Source organism: Chryseolinea sp. H1M3-3 (assembly GCF_029360725.1).
In the GTDB taxonomy this organism is placed as follows: Bacteria; Bacteroidota; Bacteroidia; order Cytophagales; family Cyclobacteriaceae; genus Chryseolinea.
This window is the reverse complement of sequence record NZ_JARKMY010000014.1, coordinates 183,061-199,837: the sequence shown is the minus strand read 5'-3', so window position 1 is coordinate 199,837 and position 16,777 is coordinate 183,061. Positions and strand designations below refer to the sequence as shown.

Sequence of the window (16,777 nt, the reverse complement as noted above, 5' to 3'; positions counted from 1 at the left end):
TCTGATAACCATTCGCAGATAACTCTTAACTGATATCATGAAAGAACAACTATTAATCTATGGTGCGGGAGGACTTGGGAAGGAAATACTTTCGCTGGTACGAGCACTTGGGCAGTTCGAACCATTAGGATTCATTGATGACGGATTAAGGAAAGATACCGTTGTAAAAGGGATACGAGTGCTTGGTGGATTGGATGTGTTAAATTCGTTTACTACCCCCGTAAATCTCGTCATAGCGATTGGTGATCCTTCAGCGAAGTCCATTCTGGTGAAAATGATCGATCCTTCAAGGGTATATTTCCCAGTGTTGATTCATCCTTCCGTCATTATTCAGGACGAAGAATCTGTTGCCATTGGTGAGGGAAGTATCATTACTGCGGGATGCATCCTTACTACAGATATCCGAATTGAAAGTCACGTGCTTATTAACTTGAATACAACGGTCGGACATGACGTAGCATTGGGAAGTTTCTCATCGGTTATGACAGGCGTCAACATAGCGGGTACGGTAAAAATTGGCGATGGTGTTTTAGTGGGCTCTGGCGCTAACATATTAAATGACGTAACTATAGGCAATTTCAGCAAAGTCGGAATGGGAGCTGTGGTGACAAAGGATGTTGAAGCGGAGACAACGGTTGTTGGAATTCCGGCTAGGAAAGTTTGAATCAGTGGAATATCACTCCTTTTCCAGGCAACATTATTTTTTCGATAATTTTGGACACTTAACCGTATAGTGGCGTAGAATCCGAATGCAGATTGTCAAAGAGCCTTCGTGCTAGGATTGCAAAAAGACATTCATAGGGGTTAGATAAATAGTAGATGAAAGATTTCTCCATTAATGAATTTAAGCCAACAATCCTATTCCTCGTGAAGTTTGTGGGAATTTACTTGGTAGGCAATTTTTTGTATGGACTTTATGTAACGGCTTATGAACCACGCCCGGATCCTATGACGCATTGGGTTACAAATCAAACGGCAATTGCACTTTCGTCTTGTGGGTGGGATTGCTCAATAAAAGATAGTGTTAAATCCACGACACAATTAGTTCACGAAAACAACAGCGTATTGGCGGTGTATGAAGGGTGTAATGGTATTAATGTAATGATTATTTTTGTTGCTTTCCTCATTGCATTCGGCCCTTTAACAAAACCACTGATTTGGTTTATACCGGTTGGGCTAGTGATCATGCATTTGATGAATATTGCTCGCATCGGATTGCTTTTTTTTGTGTCGGTCTATAGAAAGAGCTATATGTACTTTATGCATAAATACTTTTTTACCGCCATACTTTATGTAGTTGTGTTCATGTTATGGGTATGGTGGGTTCGAAAGTTCGCTTCTAAAAACATTAAGGCACTTAATGCTTAACCGGGTTATTGTAGGGGTTATTTGCTCAGTGGGCCTCTTATTGGTCTTCCTTTTTCAGCGATGGGATATCGCAGGACTATTAGGACTTGAGGCACCCATCAGTAAATTTATTTTCAACCGTACGATCCGATTTCTATTAAATGATGCATTTACAATTGGTTTAATATACGTCCTATTTCAAGAACGGAAGTATATTATTTTTTCATTATATGTTCAGTTAGTAGGTGTCGTTGTCTTTTTGGTTCCGTACTTTGCCTTAAAACTTTATTATCCAACTTACAATGGGCCGCTCATTTCCTTTCTTCACCGATTGATCTTAAACCCGACGTTGTTGATGTTGCTAATACCATCATTTTATTATCAGCGGAAAATGAGCGGAGAATAACTGCAGAATTCAACTGCCATGGTAGTCGTAATTCATATCACTCACTATCTTTAGGCCAAAATGAACAGAAAGAAAATATGGCTTTCTGCGCCTCACATGGGCGGAGAAGAAATTAAATTTGTCCAAGAAGCTTTCAATACCAACTGGGTGGCGCCTGTTGGTCCGAATATAAATGCTTTCGAAGACGGTCTGGCTGCTTACAACGGTGTTGGCTATTGTGCGGCCCTAAGTTCGGGGACAGCTGCGATCCATCTCGCCTTAATCATCCTGGGAATAAAACATGGCGACGAAGTGATCTGCTCTACATTTACTTTCTCTGGTTCCTGTAACCCGATAGCTTATCAAGGAGCTGTGCCTGTCTTTGTGGATTCAGAAGCAGAGACGTGGAACATGGATCCGGAACTATTAGAAGAAGCCATAATAGACCGGATTAGACGGACTGGAAAAACACCCAAAGCTATTATCGTTGTACACCTTTATGGTATGCCGGCTAAAATTGTTGACATCGTCACCATTGCAAAGCGGTATGGTGTTCCCGTAATCGAAGATGCCGCTGAGGCATTAGGATCCTCCTTCCGAGGACAAAAGTTAGGTACTTTCGGTGATATGGGAATTTATTCATTTAATGGCAATAAAATCATTACTACTTCAGGGGGAGGCGCACTTGTGTCGAATAATCCAACTTGGATTCAAAAGGCCAAATTTCTGGCTACTCAGGCGAGGGACCCTGCGCCGCATTACCAACACAGCGAAATCGGGTTTAATTATAGATTAAGTAATATTTGTGCGGGCATCGGCCTTGGTCAGTTGCGTGTATTAGATGAGCGGGTTCACCAACGTCGGGGCAACTTTTCGTTTTATAAATCTGAGCTTAGCGGACTTTCCGGGATACGTTTTTTAGAGGAACCACCCGACGCATTTTCAAATCGTTGGTTGACTACGATATTGGTAGACCCTGTTCAATTTGGAAAGACACGGGAGGATCTTAGATTAGCATTAGAAGAAGAAAACATCGAAAGTCGCCCACTCTGGAAACCAATGCACCTGCAACCTGTTTTTAAGAACGCTCCTTCTTATATCAATAATTGTTCGGAGGTGCTTTTTAAAAACGGGTTATGCTTGCCTTCAAGCTCTAACCTCACAATTTCAGAAAGGCGTTCAGTGGTGAAAGCACTAGGATCAAGCGCATGATGGAAACCGTTAAAGTTTTGTTTATGAATAAATTTGAAGACTTAGGTAAGTATATTGTTAAATATGTAAAATATAAGATTAAACCTGGTTACGAAAGAGGGGTCTAAGTGATATAACTATTGAAGTTTTCCTAAATTAAAGGCCATCTCCAAACTTTCGTTACTTTTGTAGTTAAAGCATCAAGCGACGTATGAAAAAAGCAGTTTTAGCTTTGTTTTTTTGTCTGAGTGCCGGCTTTGTCTTAGGGCAGTCAAACGGATGGTACAGATCCCGTCAATCCGGAAATTGGAACCAAGCATCGACATGGCAGGTATATAATAATTCAGGATGGAAAGATCTTGAAACGCCATCTGCCGGAGGTTACAGGAATATTTTGCCTTCCTATACAAGTAATATCATCATTATCTCAGCCAGTAACACAGTAACTGTACCTGACGGTTTCGAGGTGTTTGTAGACCAGATGCAATTTGGTTCCAATGCGGTACTACAGGTAGCATCTGATGGAATTTTAAGTATTTTAAACGGTGTTGGTAATGATTTAAGGCTATACAACGATGGAGTTAGTTTTGCACAGCTACAAAATAACGGACTCGTTCGCCTTCACAGCGGGGCCACAATAGTAAACGATAATTATGCGGGCACTATTCTTCCTGCGTCTCATTCTACAACATTTAACACATACAAGGTACTTAATGGCGGTATCCATATTCATGCGTCAAACGATGGAATACCTTACGCAGATTGGCAAACAGGTTCTACCATTGCCTTTTTTGCGACCAATGCAAGTCCAGTAATTGATGACGTTTCTATTCAATTCTATAATTTTGTGTGGGATGGAAGGTCTCAAGCACAAGATTTAAGCTTTTCAGGAAAACTCAGAAATGTCAATGGAAGTCTAACAATTAATAAAACGAATGGGTATACTTTAAGCCTTGGGACCTCTGGCAACTATACGCTTAATATTGGTGGGAATTTAAGTGTGTTGGATAACTCTAGTCTTATCTTGAATACGTCAGCGACTTCAATTGTGAATATTGGGAGTGTTAGCACGCCGGGCAATTTTGATATTACTGCAGGAACAGTATTTTTTGCGGGCACTGGTTCTACAACGGTTGCCGTGACGGGCGATTATACCATGTCAGGAGGAACGGTTTCACTACGCACCCAAACAAGCGCAGGATCGGGTACTACTAGCTTAAACATTCAAGGCGATTTTATTCAAACCGCGGGAACAATTACGAGAGCTGTCGGGGGCGGATTCGCTAACGTTAACTTTACGGGTGCTGGGACAACAAGTGCTTTTTCTAAAACCGGCGGAGTTATTACTAACGCTATTAACTTTGGTATCGCTTCTGGAAAAACTCTAGATTTGGGTACTTCGGCCCTCACAGGATCAGGTGCATTGTACGTGTACCCGAATGCAAATGTACATATCAGATCTTTAGATGCGGGAGGCGCCATCCAGAATAATGCTACGGGAGGTAATATCAGGTTGACCGGTACGAGAACATTTGTAGCAGGCTCGTCTGTAATTTATGATGGAGCGGGTGCTCAATTTATCGGCTCAGGTCATCCCATTACAGCTAATACCACTATCAACAACACAAATAATGTTTCCTTGGTCGGCAATGTTACTATCAATGGAGCATTGAACCAAGTAGAGGGGGTGTTGCTGATCGGCAGCAATACCTTAACGTTGGGGGGTGCCTATTCAAGAACAAATGGGTACTTTGGGATCAGTACCCTTTCCAATGTAGTCATTAATGGCTCAGGAAATTTTGGGGACTTACTACTTTCACCGGTCCAGTTTCCAAATAACCCCATGAATAACTTGACCATTAATCGCTCAGGGGGAACTGTGTTTCTAGGAAATTCTCTTATTGTGGGCGGGGCCTTTACACAAACGAACGGAACATTTTCTTTAGGACAGTTTAGTGCGTATACACTAACGCTTCGAGGGAATTATGTCCAATCTGGTAGTGCTTCGTTAGCGGTTTTTGATAATTCTACTCTGGTAGTCGAAGGAACAGGATCGCTTCCAACAAATGTGAATATCGCAGGACCTAATCTTTTCTCACTCACGATGAACAGGCCGGCGGCTACATTCACCTCCTCGTCACCGCTGACACTTACCAATCTAAATCTTTTCAACGGCGTGGTAAATAATCCCTCATTTAACATAACTATGGCGCCTAATGGTTTGGTTACCCGATATTCCGGTGGCTCGATAACGCAGGTTTTAGGTGCAATCAGCAGCTACGATGTATTATACGATATCGCTACTGATATTACTACAGGGAATGAATTACCTTTTACAAGCCCGGTAACGACTCGATTAGGCAATTTAACCAAACAGGGAACAGGCTTGCTTACTCTTAACCACGATATAGTCGTAAATAAAACATTTAATGTTCTTCAGGGTAGCTTTGATATTGGAACAAATAACGATGTGGCTATCGGAGAAGACCTACTGGTGGCAGGAACATTATTAAGTGGTGAATCTAAAGTGTCTTTCATTGGTGCAGCACCGCAACAAATTGATGCTACGACTCCATTGACGTTGTTTGATTTAGAAGTGAACCAAACGACTACTTCAACAGTGGCATTGAGTGCAGGCACCAATTTAGATATTCAAAACAGTTTAGCTATAAATTCCGGGTCAGTTTTCAATGCTGGTAATGAACAGCTTCGGTTGTTATCTACGCCAACACGAACTGCAAATGTCAATCAATTACCCTCAGGTGCTTCAATAACCGGTTCTGTAATTGTTCAGCGCTATCTACCAAAGGTTGTTGCCAGAGAAGGTTTCCATTATTTGGCGTCGCCTGTTAGTAATGCAACTTTAGCGGATTGGGATGTAGAATTACCGCTTGACAAGTCTTATCGTTGGAATGAGCCTACCCAGGCCTGGGCGGCAATTACTTCTGGCACTGCGCTAACCAGTGGGCGAGGTTTCTTGATATATGTAAATGCCACATCAACTTTTACTTATGATTCCAGAGGCATTTTGGGGCAAGGCAACGTTAATGTTCCTGTGACTTCTACGACACCAATCGTTAATGGATACGAAGGTTTAAACTTGGTCGGTAATCCTTACCCTTCGGCAATTGATTGGGATAATATGACGTTGCCACCTGCCATTTATAATGCGGTGTATCTTCGTGATAATTATGGCAACAGCGGCCAAGGGACAGAACCTGATATCCTTGTTAGCTATGTTGACGGTATTGGTACGCCATCAGGATATGGCGGCACGATCGCGCAAGGGCAATCCTTTTTCGTTTACGCTTCGGCAAATGCCACATTAACCTTTACTGAAGCGGCTAAGACATCGGTAACGAATACACAGTTTTATAAGAAAGGAGAGATTCCTAATGTACTCCGTATCGTCCTGAATGGAAATGAGATAAAAGATGAGGCTGTAATCAGGCTCCGCGAAGGAGCAACCGACCAATTTGATGGACAATTTGATGCCTATAAGGTGAGTATGCAAAACAAAAATGCTCATCTATCATCATTGACCTCCGATAATATTAAGGCTGTAATCAATGCGCTCGGAACGGCAGAATGTAATAAGATTATTCCACTGGTCACTGAGGGCATGCAACAGGGTACCTACACGCTGAATTTTGTCGGCATGGAATCTTTTGATTCCTTTATCAACATCGGCTTGTTAGATGTGGTTGAAAAAAAGAGGATTGATATCAGGAGTCAAAAAGAATATTCCTTTACGGTAAACGACCAAAATATTGATCTGTTGTCTTCCCGGTTCCAGATAGCGATTGAGGGAAGCACTGCCACGATTAACAATACAATCGCGGCCAGCGGTGAAAGTGTTTGTAGCGATAAGTCAACTGCTATTATCACATTAGAAAGCTCCGAACCCGGCGTAACCTATTCCGCAGAATTGAATGGCGCTAGAATCTCTGAACCTGTCTCTGGCACAGGGTCACTGGTTCAGTTGATAGTTAATACCTCAGCGCTGTCAGCTGGGGAAAATAATGTTACGATCAGGGCTCAATCCGGTGTGTGTTCTGCAGCGCCCCTTACCGCAAAACCCGTAATAACTAAGTTGAGTGCCGGTGAGATCAGGATCCTTCAAAGTGGCGCAATCTGTGGCAGTGGTTCGGCGACCTTGAAAGTGGCAGGAGCATCGAAGGAAGGATGGTATCAATGGTATAATTCCCAGGACGATTTAAACCCAATAGCTGGTCATAATGATGGCGAATTTGTGACACCACATTTGGCTAAATCGAAGACTTATTACGTTTCTGCGGTAAACAGCCAAGGATGCGAAGGGGCGCGGGTACCAGTTCAAGCCATTGTGTCAAACCTTGAGGATCTGACGTTGTCGGCAGAAGGCAACATACTCACGTCAGGCTCGGAAACGGGGAACCAATGGTATTTAAATGACGAATTGATCGAAGGGGCAACAAGCAATACCTTAGAGGCGTTAGAACCAGGGTTATACACTGTCCAGGTAAATTCAGGTGCCTGCAGTAAGCGTGCGTCACTTGAAATAACAGGTATGGAGGGAGAGATTGCAGTTAACATCTACCCGAACCCTACTCAAAATAAAGTGTTTATTAGGGTTAAATCAGCCAATAACAATGTGACAGCTACGTTAGTTAATACACAAGGCATCGAAATTGGTACAAAACCACTGATGGGGGATGGAAGCGTAAAAGAAGGGGAATTTGACCTGTTGTCGTATGCTACGGGAATTTATAACATAAGAATTCTCGACGGCAAAAAAGTTATTGTCAAAAAAATTGCAAAGATTAAATAATGAAGTTCATCTTATCAAGTATAGCGATATTGTGGTTTACAACTATTTTGGTGATTGCACAACCCCCAACCATACCCACGTTACCCCCGGAGCCTGAGCCCGTTCCTCTCACTGGAATTGAGTACTTGCTTCTAGGAGGGGGAGCCTATGGAATTTATCGATTGAAAAAAGGAAGAAATAAGAATAACGAAGCTTGATCCAAAAACTTTTTAGCAAGCTCACAGTCCTCCCGCGCGGTGTCGTAATCCTCATCGATCAGCTGATCATTGTCTTTTCCGTATACCTCGCATACTTATTGCGTTTTAATTTCGAACTCCAGGAAATTGATAATTTCAACCTGATGTATGGCATCTTGTTGTGCCTTGCCGCCGCCATGACGGCTACCTTGGTTACAAAAAGTTATGCGGGCATCGTTCGTTATACCGGAATTCAAGATGGCCTTCGAATTATTGGAACCGAATTATTGAGCATCGTTTTTGTCACCATTTTCAACCTCATCTATTTCTACAATTTTGGTCGCAACGTTATTCCTTATTCAGTTGTATTCATATCCTTTTTCATTTCTTCGTTGCTCCTTTACCAGTATCGGCTCTTGGTTAAAAATATCTTCAATTACGTTAAATCAGATAACTCCAAGCAAGTACCGGTTGTCATTTTCGGCGCAGGTGTAGCTGGATTTCTTACTAAGCAAGCGATCGAGTCCGATATCTCGACGCAGTACAAACTCGTTGCCTTCATCGATGATGATCCTAAAAAGCATAATAAGGAAATCAATGGCACCAGGATCTGCGGAATGGATAAGTTCGATGAACTGGTTAAAAAGAATAAAGTGAGGAAGATGGTCATTGCTACAAAAAGCTTGTCTATCGAACGGAAGAATGAGATAGTAGACCAGGCGTTGCTGCACCATGTTAAAGTCAGCTATGTCCCCTCTTTTGAAAAATGGCTACGAAACGAGTGGGACTTAAAACAAATCAGGGACATTAACATCGAAGATCTGTTAGGTCGTGAAGTCATTCGTTTGGATAATCCCGAGATCGAAAAAGAAATCAGGAATAAAGTAATCTGTATTACCGGAGCAGCTGGTTCTATAGGCTCTGAGTTGGCGCGTCAGATATTGACGTACAAACCGCACACCTTGATCCTGGTGGACCAGGCAGAGTCACCCCTTTATGAAATCGAAAGAGAACTTCGTGGCAAGAACCAACAGTCAAAACTACTGGTGTTTGTCGCCAATATTTGTAACCGTACAAGAATCAATTCTATTTTTAAAGATTATCATCCGGAAATTTTATTTCATGCCGCTGCTTACAAGCACGTTCCCCTGATGGAGAGCAATCCCTCCGAAGCGGTGATGGTCAACATATTCGGCACGCGAACATTGGCCGATCTCGCAGTCGAGCATAAGGTGAAGAAGTTTGTGATGATCTCTACCGACAAAGCTGTGAACCCAACCAACGTGATGGGTTGCACCAAGCGTATTGCCGAGATCTATGTGCAATCACTGGATCGTTACTATCGCAAAGTAGACATCGCAAAAACTTCTTTTGTTACCACTCGGTTTGGCAACGTGTTGGGATCCAACGGTTCGGTTATCCCCATCTTCAAGGAACAAATATTAAAAGGTGGACCAATAACTGTTACGCATCCCGACATTACGCGCTTTTTCATGACCATCCCTGAAGCCTGCGAACTGGTCATCGAAGCCGGGTCTATGGGACAAGGTGGTGAAATATTTCTTTTTGATATGGGCAAGCCTGTCAAGATCTATGACCTTGCTAAAAAGACCATTATGCTTTCTGGCAAAGAATTAGGAAAAGATATTGAGATTGTCTTCACCGGTCTCCGCGATGGTGAAAAGTTGTACGAAGAATTATTAAACGACCAGGAAAACACCATCCCTACCCACCATGAAAAGATCCTGAAGGCGATGGTATCTGAATATGAATACCACGAAGTTTGCCAGAATCTCAACTTACTGGAAGACCTCATCGTCGATAAAAACGAACTCAAAATGGTAGCACTGATGAAGGAGATCGTTCCTGAGTTTAAGAGCAATTACTCGAGGTTTGAGGTGTTGGATGTTCCCAATTAGGAAGGGTGATCGGTATTCGGTTATCGGTAATCAGGTAGGGGAACTTGAAAAAGTTGTGGGGGATTAAGATGTGCAGGCCTTAGTGATTATGAAAGGTAATCTGGTCATCAGGTATTCGGTTATCAGGTGAGGCGTTAAAACAGATCTTTCCTATCACTTTCGCTTCAATCGGCAGTGCATTTTCATTCAATATTCAATATTCCTTGCTCGATATTCGATATTCAATTTCTTCCCTTTAAAAAGGTAATCGGTATTCGGTTATCGGGTAAGCTGGTAGGTACTTGAAAAGGTTGTGCTGGATTTAAGATGTGCAAGTCCTTAGTGATTACGAATGGTCATCGGGTCATCGGGTATTCGGTTCTTTTGATCGCTTACCATCTGATCGGTGGTGGATTTCCATTCGACATTCAACATTCCTTGCTCGATATTCAATTCCTGTTCAATACCAGTTTACCCGAATACCCGATACCGATTACCCGATCACCGACCCCCTGATTACCGAATACCTGATTACCCCGATTACCGAATACCCGATTATCTGCATTTAATCCGGAAAACCAGATACCCCCGCAACTCCCTACTACTTACCTTTCGACATCGTTAGCTATTATGTATTTAATCATCAAGAAGGTATGCTTTCTTGTTGGATTAACGTTGTGGGTGATTGTTAATAGTTATGGGCAGATCGTTACTTCAATAAAGCATGGTTTATGGACGGACCCCACCGTGTGGGATAGTAATTTGGTACCCACTGTCGTGAACAGTACTGAAACCGTTGTGAACCATGAGGTAATGATCCCTGCCGGAAGCACAATTTCGCTACAGAATGTTGTCGTAAACGGTAGGCTCACCGTTGGGACAGGTTCTGTAGCCGATCTTGTGGCGGACGCCCTTCCGGAGAAAAAGGATTTGCAAGTATTCGGTGTTTTAGTGCAGCAGGATGGGGCGACCTTAAATGGAACGACAGTATCCAATACCATTTTTGAATCCGGCAGCAGGTATATTCATCTTCAGGGGCCTTTGGGCTTTATCCCGTATGCAACATGGGATCCGAATTCAACATTTGAAATTGGAGGATTTACTTCGCAGGGCTATATCAATATTGCGCACAGTGATAGTTGGAAACAGAATTTCGGACACGTGATTTATAACTGTGCACAACAGACGACTGCTTTTGTTGACTTGAACGGATATCTCAGAAACATCGCCGGAAATTTTACAGTGCTTAGCACGAATAATCAAGCGCTGCGACTATCCACCACGCAAAATCCTGTGATCTCTATCGGAGGTGACTTTACAATAGAAGGTCCGTCAAAGGTCTGGTTCAGTACCACGCCTTCGAATACTGTCATCAACGTTCAAAAAGATTTTCTATATCATTCAACGTCGACAGGGATTAGCTACCTGACTACCAAAGGTTCCATAACCGTTAACATTCATGGCGAAATGGAAATGAATTCCCCCGGACGAATTCACATGGCGTCAACCAGTACCGACAGTACAGGGACACGTCAATGTACCCTTTCCTTATTTAGTGATTTTAAAATAAACGCAGGGACTTTAATTGCACCGCCTGCTCCTGGCAAAGGGACGATTAAATTTATTGGAGCGGCGGTCCAACAGGTATTGTCATCCGCCAGCTCCTTTCAGGGAAATTTGGATTTTACCATTGAAAGCACTGCGACGGTAGATCTCGGGACTTCTGTTTTGTCAAATTCTGCCGGCAATTTTCTTTTAAAGGGAAAGTTGCTGGTGGGTTCTACAGATCCCGAAGGCGCGATCCAGTTAACAAACAAAGGTAACATCCAAGTCCGTGGTGAACGTACATATGAAAATGGTTCAACGATTGAATACAACGGTGGGGCTGAGCAATGGATCGGCGCAGGTCATCCCGATGCTCCGGGCACGAATTTAATTTGTAATAATGCATTAGGTATAAACCTGCTAAAGGATATCGTTGTCAAGGGTATCCGTGTTGGAGGAAAATTGCTCACCTATGCAAATGCCATTACTGCATATGGCGATGTATCTGTAAATGAAACTGCTGAGTTCAACTCTGGACACCTCATCATGATGGGAGCGGAAGCGCAACAACTAGACGCGCCTGGGAAAACACTGATGAACCTGACCATTAATAAATCCAATAACGATGTGATCGTAACCAATCCCTTGGACATACTGGGATCTATTCTGATAGCATCGCCAAACACCACATTACATACAAATGGTCATGTAACCCTTTTATCTCTTTCTGATGAACCGTCAGGTACCGCCTGTGTCGGGCTATTGCCGAATGGGTCGTCTGTCGAGGGTAACGTAACGGTTCAGCGGCATATGGAAGGGGAGGGACGGAGATACCGGTTTATTTCCTCACCGGTGGGGAACGGTACCGTTGCATCGTTGAAAGATGATTTTCCGGTAACAGGGAAATTTCTGGATCCAAGCACAGGACCGGGAATCAAATCAACAAGTCCTTCTTTATATTATTATGACGAATCGGTTGGGGGTTTACAAGAGGGTTGGAAACCATATCCGACAACAGGGCTTGCAAGCGATAATCCATTGATCGTTGGGAAAGGTTATGCTGCTTTTGTGAGAAAGGCTAACGCAGCAACCATCTGGGACGTGACGGGCCCATTAAATCAGGGTACGATAGATTTGCCCGTCAACTTTACTTCGAACAATGAACCCTCAAACGGATGGAACCTTATGGGGAATCCTTATGCATGTGCCATTCAATGGCGCGAACCTTCAAATGATGGATGGACAATGGAGAGTATTTCTCCTGTCATTGCCGTTTATGATAACCAGAAGATCAATGGGATCTACCGCTATTACGATATGGATGATAATTATTTGGAAATCCCTGACGGGCGCATTGCTTCTGGTCAGTCCGTATGGGTGCGTGCCACTGGCCCTAATCCAAAATTGACCATTCGGGAGGGAGTAAAAGTACTGGGAGGAGCGACATTTTTTAGAAAGGAGCCAGCACGCATTCCGAGTTTTGCCATCCGGTTGTCCAAGGATTCAATATCAGATGTCGCTTATTTTAAAGTCAGGCCTTTTTCAAAACCGGCATTGGATGAGTGGGATGGGCTTAAGCTTGATAACGACAACTATGATCTATCGTTTTTGTCATCAGATAAAATGTCACTCGCCATAAATGCCACCAATAAAATGCCCTGCGACACGGTTGTGCAAATTCACCTGAAGGATTTAACAGTAGGTTCATATCAGTTTAGCCTGACAACCAAATACGATTTCTCGCGATACGATTATACATTGATCGATAAGTTTCTTCAGAGCGAAACTTTGTTAAGTCACAACCAGCCCGTTGAATTTGTAGTGACGAAAGACCCCGCTTCCTTTGCTGTCGATCGTATCTCTTTGCGACTGGCAGAGCGTAAACCTCGAGTGGATCTTTCCATTCTCGGTCCGGCATCTGTTTGCGAAGGAGACATGGTCGATATAAGTATTAAAAACGCTGAAGAGGATGTCCGCTACTCTCTTTGGGACAGTAGTGGCAGGATGTTGTCATCCATGAAACCAACCGCCAGCAGTGATTTAACAATCAGATTCCCCTCCGACTCATTACACGCCGGCGAGCATATACTAACGTTAAAAGCGGAATCCTCCTGCTATGTTGACACGTTACAGAACAGTTATCAAGTTAAAATACAAACTGAGCCCAGGGTATTTGTATTTCCTGACAGCGTAGATGTTTGCCGCGGAACTTCGGCCAAGTTTGCCGCCTCAAGTGACGGCAATGATGTGTTTTTTAATTGGTTTCCCGAGTTAGATTCACAAGATGCGCAGGTGCAATCAACTTTTTTTGAAACCCCGCCGCTACTGAAATCACGAAGCTATTATGTGGAAGCGGTAACACCATCCGGTTGCACCAGTGATCGAATTCCTGTGAAGGCAAATGTGCGGACTTATGAAGATGCGGAAATCACAGTAACGGGCGACTCAGCACTCGTATCGAACTATGCGATCAATAATACGTGGTTCTTTAATGATAATAAAATTGAACCGCCCTCGCTGCATTACACCCCGCTCATGCAACCGGGTGTTTATAAGTTACAAGTAGATACTTTGGGATGTACCTCCACCGACATCTATGAGTACATTCCGTTGCATATCGATGAACCCGTACAGGAATTAGCAGTTTACCCCAATCCCGTTCGGGAGTTCCTTTTTATTCGGGGGGATATTCAAGCCGACGTTAAACGTATCCAAATATTTAATTCCCAGGGACTATTAGTCATGGAAAGCTCCGGGGAAGAAATGCAGACGGGGACAACAGAAGATTACCAAATTCGCGTTAGCCCTTTATCAAAAGGGGCGTATGTAGCGGTAATCGAAACGTTGCGCGGGAAGCGAACATTCCGATTCATGAAATAGCACCTCCATAGCCATGAGCTTCAGCTCATCGGCATAAAAAAAGCGATGAAAAAAATCCATCGCTTTTCCGGGTTTAGGGTTAGGTTAAAAATTATGTACCTAATAGGTTTTTCTGAATGTCTTGAGCCTTTTCTTCGATCGCTTCTTTTGCGTCTGCCAGTTTTTCACCTACCGTTTCCACGATTGATGTAGCAGTTTCTGCGACAGCATCTTTAACCTCCATTGCTTTATCGGCAGCGGCTGCTGAGAATGCTTTTGCTTTCGAAGTAACGCTTCTCTTAATGGATCCCGCCTTTTTCGCTACAGCCTTCGTCATCGAGGTGCGTTTCTTGGCGGGAGCTTTTTTAGCTACTTTTTTTGCCGCTTTTGCAGGTTTCTTAGCCGATTTTTTTGCAGTCTTCTTAGCTGCTTTTTTAGCGGTTTTTTTTGCCGCCTTTTTAGCAACCTTCTTGGCTGCTTTTTTAGCTTTCTTTGCCATGCTATAAAAGTGTTTAGTACCCAAAAGTTAAAGAAATAAATTTCACTTTAACACAATCGATAAAAAAAATTTATTTAGGAGCACACTTTTTTTGATAGGTCTATCGTTGTGAGGTAATTTTTTTGTAGTTGTATTGATGATTATTGTATAGGTGAAACGTTAGCGCTGATGGAAGCCCCTTTCAATAACTCTGAGCTTCAGCTGTGGCTTTCTTAAATCCTTGCCTGGTAAGTATACAACTCAAAATACCGTCCTTTCTTTTCAATCAGTTCCTCGTGTTTGCCGCGCTCGACAATCTGGCCGTTTTCAACAACGAGGATTTGGTCGGCCTGACGGATGGTGCTAAGTCTGTGGGCAATGACAAAGGTTGTTCTACCCTTCATTAGTCCCCGTAAGCTCTCCTGGATGTAGGCTTCCGACTCCGTATCTAAATTCGAGGTGGCCTCATCGAGGATCAATACCCTGGGATCAGCCAGGATGGCCCTGGCAATGGCTATACGCTGCCGCTGCCCGCCTGATAGCTTTACACCTCTTTCCCCGATAAGGGTGTCTAAACCCTTTTCAAAGCGGTCTGTGAACTCGTGAACATGGGCTGCCTTCACAGCCACCTGCAATTGCTGTTCGGTTGCCGCTGGCCGGGGAAAAAGAATATTTTCCCGGATGGTACCTTCAAAAAGAAAATCGTCCTGTAATACGACGCCAAGCTGACTACGGTAACTGCTCAGGGAAACCTTGGAAAGATCAACGCCATCCACCGTAATGATGCCTTCGGTTGGCGTGAGATAAGACGCTGCTAAACCGGCGATGGTTGTTTTGCCAGAGCCAGAGGTACCAACAAGTGCAGTGACGGAGCCGGGCAGTGCTTTAAAACTTACGTCTTTTAAAACAGGCTTTCCTTCTTCATATTCAAACCAAACGTGATCGTACAAGATCTCGCCGTTGATAGGTCCGATCTGGATGGGACGGGACGTGCCGTCATCTTCTGGCTGGATATTCAATAATTCTTCTGTCCTGTCAAGACCCGCGAATGCTTCTGTAAGCTGACTGCCGATGTTGCTCATTTGAACAATCGGTGCGATCATAAAGACCATGAACATGGTGAACTTCAAAAAATCACCAGGGCTAAGGTTGAAATAACCGCTCAATCCCATGATGCCGACACTGGCAAGTCCTACGAGGAACGTGCCGGAGCTGGTGACGAGACTGGTAGACGTGAGACTTTTCTTCACGTTCTGAAAAAGCTTATCTACACCTTGTTCAAATATCTTGATCTCTTGCTGCTCTGCATTAAATCCTTTGATCACCCTTACACCATTTAATGTTTCCGTCAGCCGGCCGGTCACTTCTGCATTTATTTTGCCCCGTTCCCGAAAAATGGGCCGGATATAAGCGAATGCCTTAAGGGTGATAAATCCAAAGATTGACATAGGCAGCAAAATGAACAGTGTCATCCAGGGACTGATGCTGATCAGGACGCCGATGGATATCACGGCTGTCAAAATACCACCCACAAGTTGTACCAGGCCAGTACCGACCAGGTTGCGTACCCCTTCAACATCGGTCATCACGCGCGATACCAGCGCACCGGATTTTTGGTTGTCAAAAAATCGGGTAGGAAGGCGCAGCAGGTGTTTTTGTACTTTCGATCGGAGGACAGAAATCAAGTGTTGCGCTTCGACACTTAATAGCTTGGTTAATAAGAAAGATGTAACTGCCTGTATAAGAATGGCGACGGTAACCCATATCAATATTTGGGGAAGCATGCTCAAGTCTTGCTTCACGAGGACATCATCTACAAATGGTTTTGTGGCTGCCGGAGGGACTAATCCAGCAACCCGGCTGATCACTATCAATACAAGGCCGATAAATAACAGATTTTTACGGGGCCATATGATCGTTTTGAAGACGTATGCAAGTGTTACTTTCGATTTGGCTCCTTTGGGTTTGGACATAGATCAGGGTTTCTGTTGAAAGACGAGAGAGTAAATTTTTTATTTTAGATGACATTTATCCGATGCCGAAATTTTTTGGTGGTAGAGACGCGATGCATCGCGTCTCTACACCGTG

Annotated in this window: 9 protein-coding genes; 7 read left to right on the top strand and 2 right to left on the bottom strand. The window is 43.5% G+C overall.

The features are described from left to right. Positions 1-37 precede the first annotated feature (37 nt). From P2W71_RS22030 to P2W71_RS22000, 7 genes are all read left to right on the top strand, one after another. The gene (locus tag P2W71_RS22030) at positions 38-664 is read left to right on the top strand and encodes an acetyltransferase (protein WP_276373561.1); all 627 of its coding nucleotides are present in this window, start codon (positions 38-40) and stop codon (positions 662-664) included. A gap of 155 nt (positions 665-819) precedes the next feature. Then, positions 820-1,368 (top strand): exosortase family protein XrtF, encoded by a 549-nt coding sequence (xrtF, locus tag P2W71_RS22025; RefSeq protein WP_276373560.1) that lies wholly within the window; start codon positions 820-822, stop codon positions 1,366-1,368. 445 nt (positions 1,369-1,813) lie between these two features. Further along, a complete protein-coding gene (locus P2W71_RS22020) occupies positions 1,814-2,944 on the top strand; it encodes an aminotransferase class I/II-fold pyridoxal phosphate-dependent enzyme (RefSeq protein WP_276373559.1) in 1,131 nt (376 codons plus the stop codon). Positions 2,945-3,134: 190 nt separating this feature from the next. Beyond that, on the top strand, positions 3,135-7,733 hold the full coding sequence (locus P2W71_RS22015) for a T9SS type A sorting domain-containing protein (protein WP_276373558.1): 4,599 nt from the start codon (positions 3,135-3,137) through the stop codon (positions 7,731-7,733). After that, positions 7,733-7,930: a hypothetical protein gene (locus P2W71_RS22010; protein ID WP_276373557.1), complete on the top strand. Its 198-nt coding sequence runs from the start codon at positions 7,733-7,735 to the stop codon at positions 7,928-7,930. The genes P2W71_RS22015 and P2W71_RS22010 overlap by 1 nt, the downstream gene beginning before the upstream one ends. Continuing rightward, complete coding sequence (locus P2W71_RS22005; RefSeq protein ID WP_276373556.1) at positions 7,927-9,828, top strand: nucleoside-diphosphate sugar epimerase/dehydratase; 1,902 nt, start codon at positions 7,927-7,929, stop codon at positions 9,826-9,828. The genes P2W71_RS22010 and P2W71_RS22005 overlap by 4 nt, the downstream gene beginning before the upstream one ends. A gap of 609 nt (positions 9,829-10,437) precedes the next feature. Next, positions 10,438-14,232 (top strand): T9SS type A sorting domain-containing protein, encoded by a 3,795-nt coding sequence (locus P2W71_RS22000; protein WP_276373555.1) that lies wholly within the window; start codon positions 10,438-10,440, stop codon positions 14,230-14,232. A gap of 91 nt (positions 14,233-14,323) precedes the next feature. Here P2W71_RS22000 and P2W71_RS21995 read toward each other — a convergent pair whose 3' ends face one another. Together P2W71_RS21995 and P2W71_RS21990 are read right to left on the bottom strand one after the other, a co-directional pair. After that, on the bottom strand, positions 14,324-14,710 hold the full coding sequence (locus P2W71_RS21995; RefSeq protein ID WP_276373554.1) for a hypothetical protein: 387 nt from the start codon (positions 14,708-14,710) through the stop codon (positions 14,324-14,326). Between the two features lie 212 nt (positions 14,711-14,922). Continuing rightward, positions 14,923-16,662, bottom strand: coding sequence for an ABC transporter ATP-binding protein (locus P2W71_RS21990; RefSeq protein WP_276373553.1), 1,740 nt, complete (start codon positions 16,660-16,662; stop codon positions 14,923-14,925). Between the last annotated feature and the right edge of the window lie 115 nt (positions 16,663-16,777).

What these genes read in the sequence shown, in the direction of transcription:
- P2W71_RS22030 (WP_276373561.1), top strand. Translation starts at nt 38, where the DNA reads ATGAAAGAACAACTATTAATCTATGGTGCGGGAGGACTTGGGAAGGAA.
- xrtF (WP_276373560.1), top strand. Translation starts at nt 820, where the DNA reads ATGAAAGATTTCTCCATTAATGAATTTAAGCCAACAATCCTATTCCTC.
- P2W71_RS22020 (WP_276373559.1), top strand. Translation starts at nt 1,814, where the DNA reads ATGAACAGAAAGAAAATATGGCTTTCTGCGCCTCACATGGGCGGAGAA.
- P2W71_RS22015 (WP_276373558.1), top strand. Translation starts at nt 3,135, where the DNA reads ATGAAAAAAGCAGTTTTAGCTTTGTTTTTTTGTCTGAGTGCCGGCTTT.
- P2W71_RS22010 (WP_276373557.1), top strand. Translation starts at nt 7,733, where the DNA reads ATGAAGTTCATCTTATCAAGTATAGCGATATTGTGGTTTACAACTATT.
- P2W71_RS22000 (WP_276373555.1), top strand. Translation starts at nt 10,438, where the DNA reads ATGTATTTAATCATCAAGAAGGTATGCTTTCTTGTTGGATTAACGTTG.
- P2W71_RS21995 (WP_276373554.1), bottom strand. Translation starts at nt 14,710, where the DNA reads ATGGCAAAGAAAGCTAAAAAAGCAGCCAAGAAGGTTGCTAAAAAGGCG.
- P2W71_RS21990 (WP_276373553.1), bottom strand. Translation starts at nt 16,662, where the DNA reads ATGTCCAAACCCAAAGGAGCCAAATCGAAAGTAACACTTGCATACGTC.